General features: G+C 70.9%; 15 protein-coding genes and 1 tRNA gene. 8 read left to right on the top strand and 8 right to left on the bottom strand.

The window, feature by feature from the left end; all coding sequences use genetic code 11:
• Nucleotides 1-379: 379 nt before the first annotated feature.
• On the top strand, nucleotides 380-1525 hold the full coding sequence (locus ACFQ91_RS12375) for a DUF2332 domain-containing protein (RefSeq protein ID WP_232623773.1): 1146 nt from the start codon (nucleotides 380-382) through the stop codon (nucleotides 1523-1525).
• On the opposite strand, the gene ACFQ91_RS12370 is transcribed toward ACFQ91_RS12375, so the two are convergent.
• Both ACFQ91_RS12370 and ACFQ91_RS12365 read right to left on the bottom strand, forming a co-directional pair.
• Entirely contained in the window at nucleotides 1501-1923 is a 423-nt protein-coding gene (locus ACFQ91_RS12370; RefSeq protein ID WP_198500026.1) for a VOC family protein, read from the bottom strand. The two genes, ACFQ91_RS12375 and ACFQ91_RS12370, sit on opposite strands and share 25 nt — an antisense overlap.
• 179 nt (nucleotides 1924-2102) lie before the next feature.
• Entirely contained in the window at nucleotides 2103-3365 is a 1263-nt protein-coding gene (locus ACFQ91_RS12365) for a helix-turn-helix domain-containing protein (RefSeq protein ID WP_198500027.1), read from the bottom strand.
• 190 nt (nucleotides 3366-3555) lie between these two features.
• Here ACFQ91_RS12365 and ACFQ91_RS12360 point away from each other — a divergent pair, with 190 nt between their 5' ends.
• The 3 genes from ACFQ91_RS12360 to ACFQ91_RS12350 all read left to right on the top strand — a co-directional run bounded on the left by ACFQ91_RS12360 (nucleotide 3556) and on the right by ACFQ91_RS12350 (nucleotide 7338).
• The gene (locus ACFQ91_RS12360; protein WP_211978555.1) at nucleotides 3556-4887 is read left to right on the top strand and encodes an MFS transporter; all 1332 of its coding nucleotides are present in this window, start codon (nucleotides 3556-3558) and stop codon (nucleotides 4885-4887) included.
• 31 nt (nucleotides 4888-4918) lie between these two features.
• Nucleotides 4919-6205, top strand: a complete 1287-nt coding sequence (locus ACFQ91_RS12355; RefSeq protein WP_198500029.1) for a M20 family metallo-hydrolase — start codon at nucleotides 4919-4921, stop codon at nucleotides 6203-6205.
• 149 nt (nucleotides 6206-6354) lie between these two features.
• Entirely contained in the window at nucleotides 6355-7338 is a 984-nt protein-coding gene (locus tag ACFQ91_RS12350; protein WP_198500030.1) for an aldo/keto reductase, read from the top strand.
• 19 nt (nucleotides 7339-7357) lie between these two features.
• Here ACFQ91_RS12350 and selB read toward each other — a convergent pair whose 3' ends face one another.
• The 3 genes from selB to ACFQ91_RS12335 all read right to left on the bottom strand — a co-directional run bounded on the left by selB (nucleotide 7358) and on the right by ACFQ91_RS12335 (nucleotide 10772).
• Nucleotides 7358-9232 carry a selenocysteine-specific translation elongation factor gene (gene selB, locus ACFQ91_RS12345; RefSeq protein ID WP_211978554.1) on the bottom strand — a complete coding sequence of 625 codons (1875 nt, stop codon included), beginning with the start codon at nucleotides 9230-9232 and terminating at the stop codon, nucleotides 7358-7360.
• A complete protein-coding gene (gene selA, locus ACFQ91_RS12340) occupies nucleotides 9232-10623 on the bottom strand; it encodes an L-seryl-tRNA(Sec) selenium transferase (protein WP_211978553.1) in 1392 nt (463 codons plus the stop codon). The genes selB and selA overlap by 1 nt, the downstream gene beginning before the upstream one ends.
• A 53-nt stretch (nucleotides 10624-10676) precedes the next feature.
• Nucleotides 10677-10772, bottom strand: a tRNA-Sec gene (locus ACFQ91_RS12335).
• Between the two features lie 210 nt (nucleotides 10773-10982).
• Here ACFQ91_RS12335 and ACFQ91_RS12330 point away from each other — a divergent pair.
• The 3 genes from ACFQ91_RS12330 (at nucleotide 10983) to ACFQ91_RS12320 (ending at nucleotide 13925) form a co-directional block, all read left to right on the top strand.
• On the top strand, nucleotides 10983-11954 hold the full coding sequence (locus tag ACFQ91_RS12330) for an SMP-30/gluconolactonase/LRE family protein (RefSeq protein WP_211978552.1): 972 nt from the start codon (nucleotides 10983-10985) through the stop codon (nucleotides 11952-11954).
• Between the two features lie 107 nt (nucleotides 11955-12061).
• Complete coding sequence (locus ACFQ91_RS12325) at nucleotides 12062-13114, top strand: glucose 1-dehydrogenase (protein ID WP_211978551.1); 1053 nt, start codon at nucleotides 12062-12064, stop codon at nucleotides 13112-13114.
• Nucleotides 13115-13202: 88 nt separating this feature from the next.
• Nucleotides 13203-13925, top strand: coding sequence for a YitT family protein (locus ACFQ91_RS12320; protein WP_211978550.1), 723 nt, complete (start codon nucleotides 13203-13205; stop codon nucleotides 13923-13925).
• A 103-nt stretch (nucleotides 13926-14028) separates the two neighbouring features.
• Here the strand turns inward: ACFQ91_RS12320 and ACFQ91_RS12315 are convergent, their stop codons facing one another.
• Genes ACFQ91_RS12315 through ACFQ91_RS12305 form a run of 3 tightly spaced genes read right to left on the bottom strand, consistent with a single transcriptional unit; the run spans nucleotide 14029 to nucleotide 17955 of the window.
• Nucleotides 14029-14814 (bottom strand): ferritin-like domain-containing protein, encoded by a 786-nt coding sequence (locus tag ACFQ91_RS12315; RefSeq protein WP_137825888.1) that lies wholly within the window; start codon nucleotides 14812-14814, stop codon nucleotides 14029-14031.
• The gene (locus tag ACFQ91_RS12310; RefSeq protein ID WP_211978549.1) at nucleotides 14804-15724 is read right to left on the bottom strand and encodes a hypothetical protein; all 921 of its coding nucleotides are present in this window, start codon (nucleotides 15722-15724) and stop codon (nucleotides 14804-14806) included. Before ACFQ91_RS12310 ends, ACFQ91_RS12315 begins: the two co-directional genes overlap by 11 nt.
• Nucleotides 15718-17955, bottom strand: a complete 2238-nt coding sequence (locus tag ACFQ91_RS12305) for an HAD-IB family hydrolase (protein WP_211978548.1) — start codon at nucleotides 17953-17955, stop codon at nucleotides 15718-15720. Before ACFQ91_RS12305 ends, ACFQ91_RS12310 begins: the two co-directional genes overlap by 7 nt.
• A 134-nt stretch (nucleotides 17956-18089) precedes the next feature.
• Here ACFQ91_RS12305 and ACFQ91_RS12300 point away from each other — a divergent pair, with 134 nt between their 5' ends.
• Nucleotides 18090-18872 carry an SDR family oxidoreductase gene (locus ACFQ91_RS12300; protein WP_211978547.1) on the top strand — a complete coding sequence of 261 codons (783 nt, stop codon included), beginning with the start codon at nucleotides 18090-18092 and terminating at the stop codon, nucleotides 18870-18872.
• The last annotated feature ends 89 nt before the right edge of the window (nucleotides 18873-18961 follow it).

The following is an 18961-nucleotide window of genomic DNA, read 5'->3' as shown; positions in this document are numbered from 1 at the left end:
CTCTGATCAGGCGTTGCCGGCTGGTGCGCGGTGTTCACGAGCCGGAGAGTCCCATCGCCCGCGCGGTTGCGCACGTCATCGTCGCCGGCGACACCCACATTGGAGACATCGATCCGTGACGCACTCCGGAATGTGGGATCACATTACGCCCGGACCGGTCTCGCGCCTAGGGTTTCGCCGATGTGGTGCCGATTACCGGGACACGGCCGGCTACAGAGGGCAGGCGGCCGTGAGTCCTCACACCGCCACCCGGAGGTGAGTCGTCACCCGACTGCCCGACGGTGAATCCCACCCTGCTGCCCGATTCCAAGTCGCCGCCGCCTACGATGAACCCAACGACCACCGCCGGAGAAGAAGCAGGTGAGATGGCATGCGACCGATGACTGACCTCGACACCGAGACATTGCGCGAGTACTACCGCAACTTCTCCCGCATCGAGGCGGCCGGGACCTCACCGATCTACACGGCGTGGGCGGCAGGGGTCGCCGACGATGACCGGATTCTCGCCCTCCTCCTTGATCTCCCGCGGCCGAAACGTCAGGCGAATCTGCTCTTCGGCGCGGCCAGGCATCTCGGCTCCGGCGAGGGCGACTATGCCGAGCTGCGGCGGTGGCTGCTCGACCACTGGGACGAGACCCGCGCGCTCATGCTCGCCCGCTCGACCCAGACGAACGAGGCCGGGCGCTGTGCCGTGCTGCTGCCGGCGCTCGCGCAGATCAGCGGCCCGCTCTCGCTCATCGAAGTCGGTGCTTCGGCCGGGCTGTGCCTCTACCCGGACCGCTACAGCTACACCTACCGCACGGGTGCCAGTCCGCGCCCGGACGAGCGCGAACCCTCCGGCGCCGACTCCGACGCCGCGCAGAACGCGCGCGAGCCTTCTGGCGCCGCGCAGGACGATCCCAGGGACGGCGAGGCCCGGACAGTCGCCGCTGGGGAATCCACGGCCGCGGAACCCGCTGTCACCCACCTCGATCCCGTCGACGGGCCGAGCACCGTCGACCTGACCTGTGACATCGCGGGGGTTCTGCCGCCGACCCGGCTTCCCGAGGTCATCTGGCGCGCGGGCATCGATCTCAATCCGCTCGACATCACCGACCTCGATGAGCGGGCCTGGCTGCGTTCCCTCATCTGGCCCGAGCACACCGTGCGGCGCGACCGGCTCGAGGCCGCTGCGGCCATCGCCGCCGCGGACCCGCCGAGACTCGTCACCGGCGACCTCACGACGACCGTCGCGGGACTCATCGCCGAGGCACCCGCGGAATCACAGGTCGTCGTGTTCCACAGCGCAGTCCTCGCCTACGTCGACCCGGAGAGCCGGGACGAGTTCGTCGCGATCATGCGGGCCCACCCCGACGTCGTGTGGCTGAGCAACGAGGGCGAGCACGTGCTGCCGGACATCGGCGCACAGCTGGCCGACCACGGCGTCGACGGTGCGGACGGACGCTTCGTCCTCGCCGTCGACGGCGTCGCCACAGCCCTCACCGGCCCTCACGGTCAGAGCTACGAGGCGCTGCCGTCTCCCTGACTCGTGTCGACCATCCACGGGACACCGAACTGGTCGACGCAGGCGCCGAAACCCGGGGACCAGAACGTCGGCCCGAGCGGCATCTGCACCTGCCCGCCCGCCGAGAGCGCCTCGAAGACCTCCGTCGCCGCGTCGACATCGGGCGCGACGAAATTGAGCGCGACTCCGGTCATCGCGCCGCCGTCACCGGTCGGATCGTCGGCGCCCATGATGCGCGAGTCGCCGAAGGACAGTTCGGCGTGCATGACCGAATCCTCGCTCGCGCCGGGCATGCGCGCCTCCGGCGGCGCATCCTTCGACCGTGTGAGCGTCAGCTCACCGCCGAAGATGTCGCGGTACCGCTCGAACGCGGCAGCGCACTGACCGCCGCTGATGAAGACATGGGGAATGACTGGCATTGCTATCCACCTCGCATGATGAGTGATCGAACCTGCCGTGCCACCGCGTGGGCGACACTGCCCTGCGCGATGCCTCCAGTATGCGCTCGACCACTGACACAGTCACTCGATGCGCGCGACCCGGCGCACCGAACCCGGCACCGCCGACCCGGCACACCGAACCCGGCACCCTCGACCCCTCACGCCCACGCGACGACGAGGCGCGCCGCCTGCACCGGGATCGTCGGGTCGACGCCGGTCACCTCGGCGAAGCGGCGCAGACGGTTGGCCACGGTGTTGCGGTGACAGTAGAGGACGTCTGCGGTCCGACCGATGCTTCCGGAGTCCAGGTAGGCGCGCACGGCCTCGACGAGACGTTCGCGTTCGGCGATGCCGCACCCGGCGAGCGCGTCGTCGACGTCGGCGACGACCGACTTGCCGGTGGCGTTGAGGGCCCGGCCGGCCAGCCGGGCCCAGCCTCTGCTCCAGGTCATCGCCCCGGTCTCGCCCGGCTCGAAGACCTGGGCGAGGTCACGCGCGGTCAGCGCCGACCGGCGCAGCGACCCGAGTCCCGCTGCCGCGACCACCCCGACGCGCGCCTCGGCGAGGCGGTCCTCGATCTCGTCCGCCCGCAGGCCGCTCCCACCCGTCCGCGACTCATCGCCGCCACCGGTCCGACCGCTCTCAGCCCGACCGCTCTCCACCCGGCTCTCGCCCCGCCCGGCCGCCCCGCCGGGTCGCACTCCCTGGGCCCGGGTGAACGCGATGAGCACATCGCCGAGGTGGTGGGTGAACATCGTCCCCCCGGCGCGTTCGTGCGCGGAGACGATGACGCGCAGGGCGGGGGTGTCCTCGGCACCGGCGGCAGCGACGATGAGCGCGTCGTCGACCTCGAGGCCCAGCGCCGAGGCGATCGTTGCGAGCCGTTCGGCGGTCGGGTCGGCGTCCTGGAAGAGTCCCGCGATGACGCCCTGGCGGACCGAGGACTCCTCGGCGCGCATCCGCGCCTGCTCCGCCGTGTACGCCTGCTGGACTTGGACGATGTAGTCATCGACGGTGCTGAGGACGTCCCCGGTGTGGCGGATGACGAGTTCGGCGTCACTCGGTGCGGCGACCCTGGTGAGAGCCTCCCAGAGCACGGTGAAGTCGAGTCGGATCGCGGTCATCAGCGCTTCGAGCGGGATCCCGGCCCGGGCGCGGGAGACGCCGACATCGGTCGAGACGGCCACGGCACCGGTGAATCCGCCGGCGCGCAGTCCGTCGATGAGCGTGGCGAACGAATTCCGCCCGGTCCGCCGCAGCTCGGACAGCGGCAGCGGAGCCGGATCGTAGCCCGGCACGGCGGCGACCCTGGCGACGAAGGATTCGGTGAGCTCGTCGAGGTCGAGGGCGTCGAGAAGTTCGCCCCACCGGGCCTCATCCCCGGGCAGCGGGCGATCGTGAAGGGTGTGCGTCGCACTCATCGCCCCAGTTTAGACACGCGAGACTGTGCAGATGCACAATCCGCGGCGGTGAAACGGCGGCATTTCCTCGTGGAAACTCAGCGTTCTCCCTCGGTAGTGTCGTGAGTCACAGGAACGTCATCGCGGCGCCACCCGCGATAGCCGCGACCCACCGGTCGCACCCGACCGGCGCACCCGACGGAGATCACGCATGAGCAGCAAGCCCACCACCTCGGCGATCGAATACGACGCGACCCAGGAACTCAGCGTCAAGGACGCCAACAAGGTCGCCGTCGGCGCGCTCATCGGCACGGCGCTCGAATGGTATGACTTCTTCCTCTTCAGCGCCGCCGCCGCGCTGATCTTCAACGTCCAGTACTTCACCTCCGAGAACGCCACGGCCGCCGCGCTCGCGTCGTTCGCCACCTTCGGTGTGGGCCTTGCCGCGCGTCCGATCGGCGGAATCATCTTCGGTCGGATGGGCGACAGGATCGGGCGGCGGCGGGTGCTGATGATCACGATCGTCGGCATCGGCATCGTCACCGGACTCATCGGCATGCTGCCGACCTACGCGGCGATCGGGTTCGCCGCCCCGGTCCTCCTCGTCCTCCTGCGCATCGCCCAGGGTCTCTTCGTCGGCGGTGAATGGTCGGGGGCGATGACGCTCGTCGTCGAGAACGCCCCGCTCCACCTGCGCGCCCGCTACGCCGCGATCCCGCAGATCGGTTCGCCGATCGGCACGATCCTCTCCTCCGGCGGGTTCTTCGTCATGACGCTGCTGCTCTCGCAGGAGAACTTCAACTCGTGGGGCTGGCGCATCCCGTTCCTCGTCGCGATCCCGCTCCTCCTCGTCGCCGTCTACATCCGCAGCCGCCTCGAGGAGTCCCCGGTCTTCCGCCAGCTCGAGGAGACCGGTGAGGTCGAGAAGAGCCCGATCAGCACGACGCTGAAGAACAGCTGGAAGCAGATCATCGTCGGCATGGCCGCCGCGCTCCTCGGCGTCGGCGGGTTCTACCTCGTCACCGCGTTCTGCGTGTACTACGGCGTCACCATCCTCGGCTACGACGATTCGCTTCTCCTGCTCGGCAGCATGGTCGCCGCGTTCGTCGAGATCTTCATCCTCATCTGGGGCGGAATGCTCGGGGCGAAGTTCGGCGCCAGCCGCGTCATCCTCTGGGGCGGCATCCTCTCCGCGGTCGTCGCGGTGCCCGCGTTCCTCATGTTCTCCTCCGGCCAGCCGGTGCTCATCGTCATCGCGATGACCGTCGCCGTCGGCGCGCTCTCGTTCCCTTACGCCGCCTCGGGCACCGTGCTCACCGGCCTCTTCCCCGCGACCACCCGCTACACGGGAGTGGGCATGGCGCAGAATGCGGCGGGCATGCTCTCGGGCTTCATCCCGCTGCTCGCCACCGGCTTCGTCGCCTCGGCCGGCGACCACTGGTGGCCGGCGGCGGCGATGCTCGTCTTCCTCTCCCTCTTCACCGCGTTCGCCGGAGCCATCGCGCCGCGGCTGAGCGTCGCCCTCCCCGGCTTCAAGCACTGACCACACCCCACGCGCACAGAAGGACCCCTCGATGAACGACACGACCACCTCGGCGCCGGAGAACCTGCCTGACCGGGCCGACCGCGACGCCGACTTCCTCGCCGACTGGGCCGTCCACTCCCGCTTCGGAGCCGTGCCAGGCACGAACGGTGTCGACCGGCAGGCGGCGAGCCCCGCCGACGGCGAGCAGCGCGCATGGTTCGCGCGGCTGCTTCAGGAACACGGGTTCGTCGTCGAGCGGGACGCGATCGGCAATCAGTTCGGGCTGCTCGAACTCGTGCCCGGCGCCCCCTACGTCCTCACCGGCTCCCACCTCGATTCGCAGCCGACAGCCGGGCGCTTCGACGGGGCGTACGGGGTGATGGCGAGCGCGCACGCCGCCTTCGCCGTCGCCGAGGAGCTGCGCGCCGACCCGAGCCGGGCGCGGTTCAACCTCGCCGTCGTCAACTGGTTCAACGAGGAGGGCTCCCGCTTCAAACCGTCGATGATGGGCAGCAACGTCTTCACCGGCAAGGCCGACCTCGAGGCGGCGCTGACGACGACCGACCCGCAGGGCATCACCGTCGCCGAGGCGCTCGATGCCCTCGGCGAACGCGGCGGCTTCACGGCCCCGCCGATCGCGTCCTATGCCGAGATCCACGTCCAACAGGGCCGCAGCATGGAGGAGGACGGCGTGACGATCGGGCTCGTGGGCGCGACGTGGGCCGCCCACAAGTTCGAATTCCGGGTCCACGGCGCGCAGGCGCACAGCGGCTCGACGCTCATGGCCGATCGCCGGGATGCCCTGCTCGGTGCGGCCCGGCTCGTCGTCGCCGCCCGCGACCTCGTCGACGAGTTCGAGCCCGGTGCGCTGCACACCGCGTGCGGCGAGCTCACCGTCTACCCGAACTCCCCGGTCGTCGTCGCGAGCGACGTCGAGCTGCTCATCGACCTGCGCTCCCCCAGCGCCGAGGTGATCGCCGCCGCCCATGCCTCGCTCATGTCCACTGTCGCGACGGTCGCCGAGGAGGTCGGCGTCGACATCGAGATCACCGCGGAGCACAGCTGGGATCAGAACCCGTACCCGGCCGAGGGCGTCGAGCTCGCCCGCGCGGTCGCCGATGACCTCGGGCTCACCTCGGCGCCGGTGATGACGGTGGCCGGCCACGACTCGACGAATATGAAAGACACCGTGCCCACCGTCATGCTCTTCGTCCCCAGCGTCGGCGGGGTCTCCCACAGCCTCGAGGAATTCACGAAGGACGAGGACCTTCTCTCCGGCCTCCATCACCTCACCGAGGTGGTCCGGCGGTTGGCGTCGGGGGCGCTCGCGGGGTAAGGGGCCGTGCATTCGTCTGCAAAAAGTCGATATGTCCTCGACTAGTTGAGCGCATGTCGACTTTCGGCAGACACGACGGCGCGTGTCGCCTCGCCGAGCGTTCATCTTCCCCTCAGCTTCCGGTTCACTCGACCGATTAGCCTGAGGCCATGACCGACCGCCCGCAGACCGGCCTTCCGCACACCCGCCTCGGCGCGCTCGACGTCCCTCGGATGGGGCTCGGCTGCATGGGCATGACGATGGTCTACGGCCGCGGCGATCCCGCCGGCGGGGTCGCGACGATCCGGCATGCCCTCGACCGGGGCGTCACCCTGCTCGACACCGCCGACATGTACGCGAACGGCGCGAACGAAGAGCTCGTGGCCCGCGCGATCGCCGGGCGTCGCGATGAGGCGATCATCGCGACGAAGTGCGGGATCACGACGCTGCCGGTCGTCGGCCTGCCTCGCGGGGTCAAGGGCGACCCGGCCTACATCCGCACCAGCGCCGAGGCGTCTCTGCGTCGTCTCGGCACCGACGTCATCGACCTCTACTATCTCCACCGCATCGATCCGACCGTCCCCATCGCGGAGTCGGTGGGGGCGATGGCCGAGCTCGTCGACCGCGGTCTCGTGCGCGAGATCGGGCTCTCGGAGGTCGGGGCGGCCGATCTGCGCACAGCGCATGCCACGCATCCGATCGCCGCGATCGAGATGGAGTGGTCGATCGTCTCCCGCGAACTCGAGGACGATGTCGTGCCGGTGGCGAGGGAGCTCGGCATCGGGATCGTCGCGTACTCGCCGATCAGCCGGGGCATGCTCTCCGGCGACGCGGCCGCGCTCAAACCGGGGCTGCTCGACTTCCGCCGCTTCCTGCCGCGGTGGTCGCGAAGGAACCGCGAGCACAACGCGCAGCTCGTCGACACGATCCGGGGAATCGCCGCCCGCAACCGCGCGACCCCGGCCCAGGTCGCACTCGCCTGGCTCCTGCGCCGCGGCGACGACGTCGTGCCGATCCCGGGAACGAGCAAGCCGCATCGACTCGATGAGAACCTCGGAGCGTTCGCGCTCGATCTCCCACCGGGGGACCTCACCATCCTCGACGGGCTCACCGCCGCCGGCGCGCGCTACCGAGACGGGGGCGCAGGAGTGTGAGCGGCCGCAGGGGCCTTCCCTACCGCACGACCTCACGATGCGAGCCGTCGAGGCGCCTCGTCCAGCCGCGGCCATCGAGGTGCTCGAGGAGCGGGATGACGACCCGCCGCGTCGTGCCGAGCGCCTGCCTAGCCTGACTCGTCGTGAACGGCTGAGCGAGACCGGCGAGCAGACGCATCGCCTGCGCCGGGGTGCGCGGTGAGACGACGACACCATCGCCGAGGCGGAGCACCCTCCCCGCCTTCTCTGCGACCGCGAGCTCCCGCGCTCCCAGGCGCAGCGCCCGCAGATCGTCCGCCTCCGGCGCATCGAACGGATCGGCCGCGAGGCGACGTTCGAGTGCGGCGACCCCGGCCTCGGCGGGACCGAGATCGGCTGTGTGACCCGGTGGGCGCACCATACCGTCAGCGGTCTCGAGACCGGCCCGCCCGATGGTCGTCGCCACGAGCGCTCCACCGCCGTCCGGCAGCGGCGGATCCGTGCGTCGCAGCGCCTCGATGACGACCTTGACCGGCACGCCCGCCGCCATCGGCTGCGCGGCCAGCTGTCTCGACACAGTCTCGCGTGCCGCCGTCACCCACGCCTCGAGTGTTGGAGTGTGGACGAGCCACCCGTCCAGGGCCTCGACACCGGCCGGCAGGGTCGCACCGGCGCCACCGCCCGCGTCGGCCGCACCGGCCACACCGCTCGCATCGATGGACGAGGCCGACCCCGCACCCACCACCCCGAACCGTGCGAGCACCGCGCGCTCGACGGCTCCCCGGCGGGCCACCTCGGCGAGGACATCCCCGGTCACCGGCCGGTCGGCGAGCTCAGCGGCCCGACGCACCCCGTCGCCGCGTCGTCCCAGCTCAGGCGGATCGACGTCGAGGACGACGACGCCGGCGAAGACGTTGCGGCTGCCGGGATTGCGCAGCACGACCCGGTCGCCGAGCTCGAGCGGCAGGGGCCGGTCGAGGGTGAGCCGGGCGTGGTCGGCGTCGAAGGGCCGCAGGCGCACGGGCACGGCCGCGGTGCCGATGTGGAGCATGAGCTCATGGACGCCGTCGTCGAGGGGCTCACCCATCGTGCGGCGGACGTCGACGACCGTGACGATCGGCCACGCATCGGGCGTGATGAGGGCGTCACCGCGGTGGATGTCGTCGGCGGAGACGTCTCGGAGGTTGACGGCGACGCGGGCGGCCGGGGTGACGACCTCGGCGGAGGACTCCCGGCTCTGCATCCCGCGGATCCCCGTGCGGGCCGACGTCGACGCCCCGACGAGCTCCATGCGCTGCCCCACCCGCAGGGTTCCCGCGGTCAGCGTGCCGGTGACGACGGTGCCCGCCCCGGTGATCGAGAACGCGCGGTCGAGCCACAGCCGCACGCGCGCAGCGGGGTCGGGGGCCGGGGCCGCTGCGGTCACCTCGTCGAGGCGGGCGACGAGGTCGTCCATCCCCTCCCCCGTCGTCGCCGAGACCGTGACGATCGGCGCCTCGGCGAGCGGTGTGCCCTGCAGCTGGGTCCTCACCTGGGCTTCCGTCGCAGCTATGGTGTCAGGCGCGAGGTCCGCGCGGGTGATGACGACGAGGCCGCGGTCGATCCCGAGCGCCGTGATCGCATCCCGGTGATCGCTCGACTGGGCCTGCCACCCCTTGTCCGCGGCGATGACGAAGCAGACGATCGGCGCGGGCCCGACCCCGGCGAGCATGTTGGACAGGAACCGCTCATGCCCGGGAACGTCGACGAACGCGACCTCCCGGCCCGAGGGCAGCGTCGTCCACGCGAACCCGAGATCGATCGTCAGCCCGCGCCTGCGCTCTTCTTCCCACCGGTCCGGTTCCATCCCGGTCAGCGCTTTGACCAGGGTCGACTTTCCGTGATCGACGTGCCCGGCGGTGGCGACGACGAACATCAGGAACCCTCGCCGAGGCGGTCCGACGCAGTCCTGATCGCCGCGGCGACTGCGTCGTCGGCGGCTTCCGGCACGCACCGCAGGTCGATGAGGCACACGCCCTGGTGGACCCGGGCGACGACGGCGGGATCGCCTGCGCGCAGGGGGGCGGCGAGTGCCTCGGGCATCTCGAGCGCCCATCCGGGCAGGGGCACCCCGGGGGCTCCCCCGCCGCCGACGCGACCGTCGTGGGCGACGACGGATCCGCCGACCGCCTCGGCGAGGGTCTCCGTGCGCTCCCGCAGCCGGTCGAGGTCGATGTGGAGGGCATCGTGGACGGGGTTGCCGCGCCCGGCGATCGTCGCCTCGAGCGCGGCGAGCGTGAGCTTGTCGGTGCGCATCGCGCGGGCCAGCGGGTGGGTGGCGATGCGCTCGATGGCCGCGGTGGACCCGAGGAGGATCCCGGCCTGCGGCCCGCCGAGGAGCTTGTCGCCGGAGACGATGACGACGTCGGCGCCGGCGCGCAGGGCCGTGTCGATGTCGGGTTCGTCGGGCAGTGCCGGATCGGGGGTGAGCAGCCCGCTGCCGAGGTCAGCGATGAGCGGGAGGTCGTGCTCGTCGGCGAGCGTGCGCAGCTGCGGCAGGGTCGCCTCGGCGGTGAATCCGGTGAGACGGAAGTTGCTCGTATGGACCTTGAGCAGGCTCGCCGTCGCCGGGGTGAGCGCGGCAGCGTAGTCGGCGAGGTGGGTGCGGTTCGTCGTGCCGACCTCGCGCAGCCGCATGCCGGTGGTGACCATGAGGTCGGGGAGGCGGAAGCCGGCACCGATCTCGACGAGCTCGCCGCGGCTGACGACGATCTCATCAGGCGTGACGGGTCGGGCGGCCGCGGCCGTGCCGCTCCGCCGTTCAGTCGAATGGCTTCCCGGTTCGGCCGAGTCGCTTCCCCGCAGGGCCGTGACGGCGAGGAGGAGGGCGGCGGCGCCGTTGTTGACGACGAGGGCGTCCTCGGCGGCCGGGCAGGCCCGCAGCAGGGCCTGCTTCGCGCCGACGCCGCGTTTGCTCCGCTTGCCGGACTCGAGGTCGAGTTCGACGTCGACATAGCCTGCGGCATCGGCGATCGCCTGTTGCGCTCCTGGTGAGAGCGGTGCGCGGCCGAGGTTCGTGTGGACGATGATGCCCGTGGCGTTGAGCACCGGGGTGAGCGAGGAGGCACCCTGGTCGGTCACGGCCGCGATGACGGTGGGGGTCACCTCGGCGACGGGGAGCTCCCCGCTGCGCGCGCGGGACTGGGCATCGGCGATGACCGCGCGGATGACCGATTCGCCGAGGCGGTCGCGGGCGGCCTCGACCTCGGGAAGGGCGAGGAGACGGTCGGTGCGCGGAATGCTCCGGCGGGGGTCGGGCTCGACCATGGCTGCCTCCTCCTCGGTGCGTGCACGACCGTGCTCGGGCCGGTGCGGGCGTGTGGCGGAGGCGGACGGGAATCGAACCCGCCAGACCGAGATGCTCGGTCTCACCGGTTTTGAAGACCGGGGGGCCCACCAGGACGCCAGACGCCTCCGGATCGAACTCTACCCTGTGCTCCGGACACCGCTGACCGCGCCCTCGCACCCCTGCGGCGGTGACCTCGGAGGCACCCCGCACGGCGGTCGGACTACCACGTGCCTTGCCGTTGACGCACGGGACGACCCCGCATAGCGTGGTCACCACGGATGACGCCGCTGACGCGGCGGTGTCCCGGAACCGACAACCGCTGCTGAAGGCAGGTCCCATGCGCGCCGAACTGTTCGTCCCGCCCATCGCCTTTCATGCCGAGGGACCCGTGTGGTGGCCCGACGACGGGTCCCAGGCGGCGAATTCCCTGCGCTACGTCGATATGCTCGCCGGGCGGGTCCTCACCGCGCACGGCGCACCCGGCACCCGCAGCCAGACCGGCAGCGGCAGCCCGAGCGGTACCGCGGGCAGCAGCGCGTCCGCCGGCGCCCCGAACGGCGGGACGACGAGTGACGAGGTGACCGTCCTCGATGTGCCCGGACCCGTCGCCGCATGCCTGCGCCCCCGAATGTCCGGCGGCATCGCGGTGCTCACCGAGCACGGACTCAGCGTCTCCGACGACCCGACCGGCGGCGACTGGACGACGGTCGCCGAACTCGTCTCCGACCCCGAGGTCCGCCTCAACGAAGGCGGCTGCGACCCGACGGGACGGTTCCTCGCCGGCACGATGCGCTACGACCAAGGAGACGGCGGGGCGACCCTCTTCCAGATCAGCGGCGACGGCGCCGTGTCCACCGTCTTCGACGACGTGACGATCTCCAACGGCATCGCCTGGGCCTCATCCGGTGACCGCGCCTACTACAACGACACCCCCACCCGCAGCACGTGGGTCCTCGACTGGGATGAGGAGTCGGGGCTGACGAACCCCCGCCGCCTCTTCACCCTCGACTCCGACGACCCGGCGGGCGGTCCCGACGGACTCTGCCTCGACGCCGAGGACAATGTGTGGACGGCGATCTACGGCGGTTCCCGCGTCGAATGCCGCGACGCGACCGGCACACTCCTCGAGGTCATCGAGCTGCCCGTCACCAACGTCACGGCGTGCACCTTCGGCGGTCCCGACCTGCGCACCCTCTTCATCACGACGAGCCAGGAGGGGCTGACCCCGGGCGCCCAGCCCGAGGCCGGAGCCGTCTTCGCCGCGACCCCCGGGGCCACGGGAGTGCCGGTGGCACCCTTCGACGGCTGAGCCCACCGCCCCCGGCGCGAGCCCACGGACGGGAACAGCACCCCACCACCTCGGCGCCCCCATCCCACCGAACTGACCAGCACGGACACCCACCTGAGAGGACCATGATGAGAGCACTGAGCGTCGAACCGGGCACGGCCGATTCCCTCGCCGTCACCGAGGCGGCTCTTCCGGAGCCTGCGGCCGACGAACTCCTCGTCACCGGCCTGGCGATCGGGGTCTGCGGCACCGACCGGGAGCTCAACGGCGGGCAGTACGGGTGGGCGCCGCCCGGTCAGGAGCGGCTCATCATCGGCCATGAGTCCCTCGGCCGGGTCGAGGCCGTGCCCGACGGCTCCGACTTCGCCGTCGGCGACCTCATCGCCGGGGTCGTCCGCCGTCCCGATCCGGTGCCGTGCCCGGCGTGCGCGCACGGCGAGTTCGACATGTGCCGCAACGGCGAGTACACCGAACGCGGCATCAAGGAGCTCAACGGCTTCGGGTCCGAGCAGTGGGTCGTCAAAGAGGACTTCGCGATCCGCCTCGACCCCGCGCTCGGACAGACCGGTGTCCTCATGGAGCCGACCTCGGTCGTCGCGAAGGCCTGGGACGAGGTCTACGAGGTCGGCGGGCGCGCGTTCTTCGATCCGCAGACCGCGGTCATCATCGGCGGGGGCACGATCGGTCTCCTGACCGCCCTCCTCGGGCGTCAGCGCGGGCTCGAGGTCCATGTCGTCAACTCCTCGCAGAAGCCGAACAAGGAGAAGCTCGTGCGGGAGCTCGGCGGGCACTTCCACGTCGGCGACTTGCCGCAGATCCTCGCCGAGGTGCAGCCCGACATCGTCCTCGACACCACGGGCGACTCCCGGACGCTCGCCGACATCCTCGATGCCGTCACCCCCTACCAGGTCATCTGCCTGCTCGGGATGCACGATCCGCAGGGCGCGACCGAGCTCGACCTCGCGACGATCGGCAAGCAGATCGTCCTCGACAATGTCGCGATCGTCGGGTCCGTCAACGCCAACGTCGAGCACTGGCGGCAGGCCGCCGAGGCGCTGGCGGCGGCCGATCCGCAGTGGCTGTCCGCGCTCATCACCCGGACCGTGCCGCTGACCCGCGCCCTCGACGCCTTCGACCACGAACCCGGGGACATCAAGGTCGTCATCGACCTGCAGAGCTGAACCGAACGCGCCCCACCCCACCGGCGCACCGCCTTACCACCGGCGCACCAGCAGCCATCCCCTCACCCGCACCTTGGGAGATCAACCCATGAACACCTCGGCGTCGTCGGATGCGACGAAGAACTGGTCGCTGCGCTGTCGAGTCATCCGGGCGCTCTACGCGCTCATCGGCGTCGTCCTCATCGGTCTCGGGGCCGCGATCCTGCAGACCGGCGGGGTCGGCGTCGACCCCTACACCGCCCTCAACATCGGGATCAGCGAGAGGATCGGGTGGAGCCTCGGGGCGTACCAGCTGCTGAGCAACGCGATCCTCTTCATCCCCGTCCTCATCTTCGCGCGCAGGTACATCGGCGTCGGCACGCTCATCAACATGACGCTCACCGGGTTCTTCATCCAGGTGTTCGCGAGCCTGCTCGACCCGCTCGCCGTCGCCCCCGACGATCACGCGATGGCCGCCCTGTTCTTCGCGATCGGGATCATCGTCTTCGCGTTCGGGGCCAGCGGGTACATCTCCGCAGGGGTCGGCACCGCACCCTACGATGCGATAGCGCCGATCATCGTCGACCGCACCGGCTGGAAGTACCAGCGCGTGCGCGTCCCCCAGGACCTCATCGTCCTCGTCGGTGCCCTTCTCGTCTCCGGGCCCGTGGGCGTGGGGACGATCATGACGGCGTTCTTCGTCGGCCCGCTCATCGCGTTCTTCTCCGCCCACGTCAACGAACCCCTCGTCGACCGGCTGACGCGGGGGCTCGGGCGCACCGACTCCCACCCCGAGGCCGGGGCTCCGGGAGACCCGACGAAACTGCTGTGACCTCGCCGAGGCGGGGCCTGGTCCCCGCCGGGTCCGGCAGTCACGGACGGGTGAGTCCCCGTTGCGAGGCCGGGGTGGCCCTCACTCGATGCCGAGGCAGCCCCTATTCGATGCCGAGGCGGGCGAAGGCGTTGCGGAAGATCGTGAGATCGCCGAGGCCCGGCAGCTTCTGCACGCGCTTGTCGAGCTTGTCGACCTCTTCGCTCTGGCCGCGGAAGAGATAGGACATCACGTGCTTGACCTCGGCGTCGTCCATCATGCCCGAGCCCACCGGCTTCCACAGCTTCCCCAGCGCAAGCTGCACGATCCGCTGCGCCCGCGGGTTGTCCTCGAGGCGCTCCCGGGCCTGGGTCGAGTAGAAGGCGACGTGCCGCGTCTCCTGCTTGGCGATGCGCTCGAGCAGCGGTGAGAGCACGGGGTGGTCCTGCATCGCCGCCATCCGCCGGTAGCCGGCTGTCGCCGACAGCTCATTGGCCGCGCCCCACGCCATGTGGACGGCGATGAAGTCGGAGCCGACCATGTTCGCCAGCAGCGACTGCTTCGCCGGGCCGAGCGCGAGCTTCCAGCCGAGTCCTGCGCGCTTGGCCTTGATCTCGTCGTAGTCGACGTGGATGCCGTGCTTCTCGAGCACGGCGGCGAGCGCCTCACCGTGCCAGAACTCCTCCCGGTTCCACATCGTCATGAACGCCGCCGGTGCGTCCTCCCGATGGGAGGGAGTGACGAGCAGCTCCCGGACGAAGCACGTCGTGTGGTACTCGACATCGCACATGTAGCGCACCGACCGCAGCGTGTCGCGGTCCAGCGGCATCTCGTCGAACACATCGAGATCGAGGTCGGACCACTTGACCGCCTCGGACGTCTCGGCGTAGTTGTCGAAGTCAAACGCCATGCTCACTCCTCACTCGAGATATCGGCGCCGAGGCGCTCGGACCGTCCGCTCGCCGCGCGGTGCGCAGGGCCGCCCGCACCTGGGTCACCGACGGCTGCGGGTCCCCGGGCAGCAGCCGGCCGATGACGGCATCGGAATCGCTGAGCTCCTGCCGGGCTAAGCTGCCGGTGAACAGACTCGACAGGGCGACCGCCTCGTCGGGGTCGGGCACGCCGACGATCCGCAGCGGCGCCCACGGCCTGGCGACGTGGAGACGCGCGGTGAGCGCTTCGGCACGGGACCGGGTGATGCGGGCGATCGCCTCGGTGCGGAAGAACCGCACGATCTCATCCCGCCGGTCGACCACCTCGGCGAGGACCCGGGCGGCCTCCCCCGTCAGGCGCGGCAGCAGTGCCCGCTCCGCGGCCTGCAGCGCACCCTCCTGGATGGCCAGCCGGGCCATGTGACCGGCGGTGATGGGCTCCTTGACGGCTCCGCCGAGGACGGGCGCGACGATCGGCAGGGCACGTTCGACCCAGATGCCGCGCAGCGTCGACGACAGGGAGCGCGGGGTGCGCGGCGAACGGCGAGCGTCTGCGGCGTCGAGGATCTCGCGCAGCGCCCGGGCCAGCCAGTACCGCTCGTAGCCCCACGCGGTGACGAAGGCGGTGATCCGCGCCTCGTTGGCCGTCCACGAGGCGAGCATCGCCCGCGTCTCGGCCAGCGCGGAGTTCTCCAGGCGCCAGAGGAACCCGAGGTCACGGGCCGCCTCGGCGGGCAGGTCGAGATGCGCGGCATCGACCGCGATCCGACCACGAGCCGCCGCGAGGTAGCCCGGGACGTCGAAGTCGGTGACGAGGACCGTCGGATGCGCGGCGTCGGAGAACAGCCGACCGTTGACGTGGCCCGGCGGATGGTCGCTGGTCACCATTCGAGCACCTTCCATCGCTTCTTCAGGGCCAGTCCGTAGAGGCCCAGGTCAGGGGTGACGGCGATCGGTTCGCCGACGAGTTCGAGCCACGCCGCATCGGCGAGCGAGTCCCCGTAGCCGGTCGACTTCCCGAGGTCGGCGCCGATCCCGCTCGCGTACTTGCGCAGCCAGTTCGCGCGGGCCTCGTCGACGAGCGGCGGCGTCGCGAGGTAGCCGGAGAGGACCCCGGCGTCGGTGACGTCCATGCGGGTGGCGACGACCTCGTCGAAGAGATCGGCCAGCGGTTCGACGAGGACCTCGAGGGCCCCGGTGACGAGCACGGTGCGGTGCCCGGCCGCGCGATGCTCATCGATGAGGGTGCGCGCCTGCGGACGGATCGAGCTGCGGATGCGCTCCCCGAGACCGCCGGCGATGACCTCGCGCAGCTGCTCGATGCGGAACCCCTTGTAGCGGCGGTTGACCATGCGGATGAGCTCCGAGCGGTCGCGGGACTCCGCCCGCAGCAGGCCCGGAACGATCCCCGCGATGCCGGCGAGCGCGGCCGGCCAGCGGTGGGGCGGCTGGGTCGCGCGGACCACGGCCGCGTACTGCCGGACGATGTTCGTCGAGATCACCGTGCCGTCGAGGTCGAAGACGGCGAGGGCGTCCGAGGCCGGGGCGATCGGGGCCGGACTCGCCTGCCGGGCGGTGGTGCGCCCGCGCTTGCGGGCATAGCTGCGGGTGAGCTCCGTGACCGCGGGCAGGTGGATGTCCTTGAAGTACCGGTCCCAGTCGATCTCGGTGACGTCGAAGCTCCTGGCGTGACCGGGCGGCAGCGCCGCCTGCAGGGCACGGGTCGCGGCGTCGTCGAAGACCATCTCCGTCTTCGTGTACTGGCGGTAGAGGTCGGCGAACTGGCGCAGCGAGCGCAGCCCGGAGTCGATGCGGCTCAGTCGCGCCGCCCACTGCCGGGTCCGGCGGGATGACGGGAGGCGGTCGACGATGCTGCGACCCGCCCGGGAGCTCAGTTCCTTCAGGCGGATCCGCTGCTCGATGAGCTCGGAGTTCGGGAAGCTCCACTCCGGCACCGGGGTGGGCTCGCCGTCGGGATCGGGCAGCGGACGGTCGAGGAAGTACTCGCGCACCGTGCGCACCATCTGGTGGAACGGGAGCGGATTGCTCGTCCCGGACACGACGTGGAAGTACTCCGGTTCCCGTGCGAGTCCGTCACCGTGAGCGGCATCCGCGTCACCGGGGTCACCATCCCGGTCGACGAGAGCGAGGATGACGTTGACGACGAAGTCGACGGGGATGATGTCGAGCACGGAGTCCGCGTGACCGGGGAACTCGGAGAGACTGCCGTTCGCGTAGGCCATGATGAGCGGGTCGGCGACCTTGAAGCCGTCGATCCACCCGGGATGCGGGTGCCGCAGCGCCGATTCGATGATCGAGGGTCGGACGAAGGAGACGCGATGGCCGGTGTCGGCCCACTCCTCCTCGGCGACCCGTTCGGCCATCGCCTTCGTGAACGTGTAGACGTCGGTCCACCCCAGCGACTCGGCGCGGGTGCGGCCGAAGTCGACGAGGCGGCTGGCGACGTGGGCCTCGCGCGCGGCCTCCGCGGCGGCGGCGACGGCCTTCGGTCCCATCCGCGAGCTCTGTGCGCGGGCCTGCCGGAGGAATCCGCGCAGGCTCTCCGGGGTCCGCGATTCGGCATCGACGCGCTCGCGCGCGAGCTCGGCGGCCGCGGACTCGGCGCGGTGGTCGACGGCGTGGCTGAGTCGGCGCTCCTGGGCCACGCCCTTCGAGATCCCGCCGACGTACGCGGTGGAGACGTGGATGACGTGCGGGTCCTGACCGGAGTCGAGCAGCGCCCGGTAGAGGTTCTCGACCCCGCCGACGTTCGTCCGGAACGCCTCGTCGATGGGCGCGTCGAAGGACACGCTCGAGGCGGAGTGGATGACGATGTCGATCGGCTCCGGCAGCGACGGCAGGTCGGTGAGGTCACCCTCGAGGACCTCGACTCTCGTCCGCACCGCCTCGGCGACGACATCGTCCCCGACCCTGGCGCTCCACTCGGCGAAGACGGGCTTGGTCAGCAGCCTCTCCACCCGGTCCCGGCCCGTCTGCGTCCCGCGGGGACGGACGAGGACGGTGACGGTGTCCTCCGGTCGGCTCTCGAGGAGAGCCTGGAGGACCGCCTGACCGAGGAATCCGGTCGCACCGGTGAGGAGAATGCGGCTCGGTGTCATGTGCTGCCTATCGGGGTGTGAGGAAACGGTATCGGAGTCTGATTCGGAGTCGCGGCCGAATCGGATGGGACCACGGGCGAAGTCATCGCGCAGTCACCAGCGAGTATGACCCGCGTCACTGTATCGTGACAAGTATGCATGTTGCTCTCATCACCGGAGGCACCGCCGGCATCGGCGCCGCGTTCGCGCGCGCATTCGCCGCTCGCGGGGTCGACCTCGTGCTCGTCGCCCGGAATCGCGACCGGCTCGAGGAGTTCGCCGCGGATCTGCGCGCCGGCACCGGGGTCGCCGTCGAGACCATCGTCGCCGACCTCTCCGACCGGGAGGCGCAGGCCGAGGTCGCCGCGCGCATCGAGGCCCCGGGGTCGCGGCCGCCGATCGACATCCTCGTCAGCAATGCCGGGTTCTCCGTCCGCTCGAGCCTGCTCGACCCCGACCTGCGGCAGCATGATCGGGGCTTCGAGGTCATGCAGCGGGCGGTGCTCGTCCTCGGCGGTGCGGCCGCCCGGGCGATGGCGCTGCGCGGGCGCGGCTGGATCATCAACGTGTGCTCGGTGAGCGCCGGGCTCACCCAGAACAACTACACCGCGATCAAGGCGTGGACGCAGAACTACTCCGAGTCGCTGTCGGTGCAGACGGCCGGGACGGGAGTGACCGTCACCGCTCTCGTGCCCGGATGGGTGCGCACCGAATTCCATGCGCGCGCCGGCATCGCCGGCACCTCGATCCCCGATCTCCTCTGGCTCGATGCCGACGACCTCGTCGAGGAGTGTCTGCGCGATGTCGCCCGCGGCCGCACCGTGAGCGTCCCCCAGCTGCGGTGGAAGGTCATCGTCGCAGCGCTGCGCGCGGCTCCTCGTCCCGTCATCCACCGGCTCTCCGCCCTGCTCACCTCGCGGCGGAATGAGGAGGAATGAGGGCATGAGCCGGCGGGATCCGTCGGGTCAGGAGCCGCAGTCGGGTCCGGGACCGCAGTCGCCGGGGCCGCCGTCGGGGGACCGGAGGA

This window comes from Brevibacterium sp. NPDC056726 (assembly GCF_042790515.1).
In the GTDB taxonomy this organism is placed as follows: Bacteria; Actinomycetota; Actinomycetes; order Actinomycetales; family Brevibacteriaceae; genus Brevibacterium; species Brevibacterium sanguinis.
The sequence above is the reverse complement of the archived record's forward strand: the minus strand, read 5'-3'. Positions and strand labels throughout refer to the sequence as shown.

What these genes read in the sequence shown, in the direction of transcription:
- selA (WP_211978553.1), bottom strand. Translation starts at nt 10,623, where the DNA reads ATGGTCGAGCCCGACCCCCGCCGGAGCATTCCGCGCACCGACCGTCTC.
- ACFQ91_RS12300 (WP_211978547.1), top strand. Translation starts at nt 18,090, where the DNA reads ATGCATGTTGCTCTCATCACCGGAGGCACCGCCGGCATCGGCGCCGCG.
- selB (WP_211978554.1), bottom strand. Translation starts at nt 9,232, where the DNA reads ATGTTCGTCGTCGCCACCGCCGGGCACGTCGATCACGGAAAGTCGACC.
- ACFQ91_RS12360 (WP_211978555.1), top strand. Translation starts at nt 3,556, where the DNA reads ATGAGCAGCAAGCCCACCACCTCGGCGATCGAATACGACGCGACCCAG.
- ACFQ91_RS12325 (WP_211978551.1), top strand. Translation starts at nt 12,062, where the DNA reads ATGAGAGCACTGAGCGTCGAACCGGGCACGGCCGATTCCCTCGCCGTC.
- ACFQ91_RS12370 (WP_198500026.1), bottom strand. Translation starts at nt 1,923, where the DNA reads ATGCCAGTCATTCCCCATGTCTTCATCAGCGGCGGTCAGTGCGCTGCC.
- ACFQ91_RS12355 (WP_198500029.1), top strand. Translation starts at nt 4,919, where the DNA reads ATGAACGACACGACCACCTCGGCGCCGGAGAACCTGCCTGACCGGGCC.
- ACFQ91_RS12350 (WP_198500030.1), top strand. Translation starts at nt 6,355, where the DNA reads ATGACCGACCGCCCGCAGACCGGCCTTCCGCACACCCGCCTCGGCGCG.
- ACFQ91_RS12365 (WP_198500027.1), bottom strand. Translation starts at nt 3,365, where the DNA reads ATGAGTGCGACGCACACCCTTCACGATCGCCCGCTGCCCGGGGATGAG.
- ACFQ91_RS12320 (WP_211978550.1), top strand. Translation starts at nt 13,203, where the DNA reads ATGAACACCTCGGCGTCGTCGGATGCGACGAAGAACTGGTCGCTGCGC.
- ACFQ91_RS12330 (WP_211978552.1), top strand. Translation starts at nt 10,983, where the DNA reads ATGCGCGCCGAACTGTTCGTCCCGCCCATCGCCTTTCATGCCGAGGGA.
- ACFQ91_RS12375 (WP_232623773.1), top strand. Translation starts at nt 380, where the DNA reads ATGACTGACCTCGACACCGAGACATTGCGCGAGTACTACCGCAACTTC.
- ACFQ91_RS12315 (WP_137825888.1), bottom strand. Translation starts at nt 14,814, where the DNA reads ATGGCGTTTGACTTCGACAACTACGCCGAGACGTCCGAGGCGGTCAAG.
- ACFQ91_RS12305 (WP_211978548.1), bottom strand. Translation starts at nt 17,955, where the DNA reads ATGACACCGAGCCGCATTCTCCTCACCGGTGCGACCGGATTCCTCGGT.
- ACFQ91_RS12310 (WP_211978549.1), bottom strand. Translation starts at nt 15,724, where the DNA reads ATGGTGACCAGCGACCATCCGCCGGGCCACGTCAACGGTCGGCTGTTC.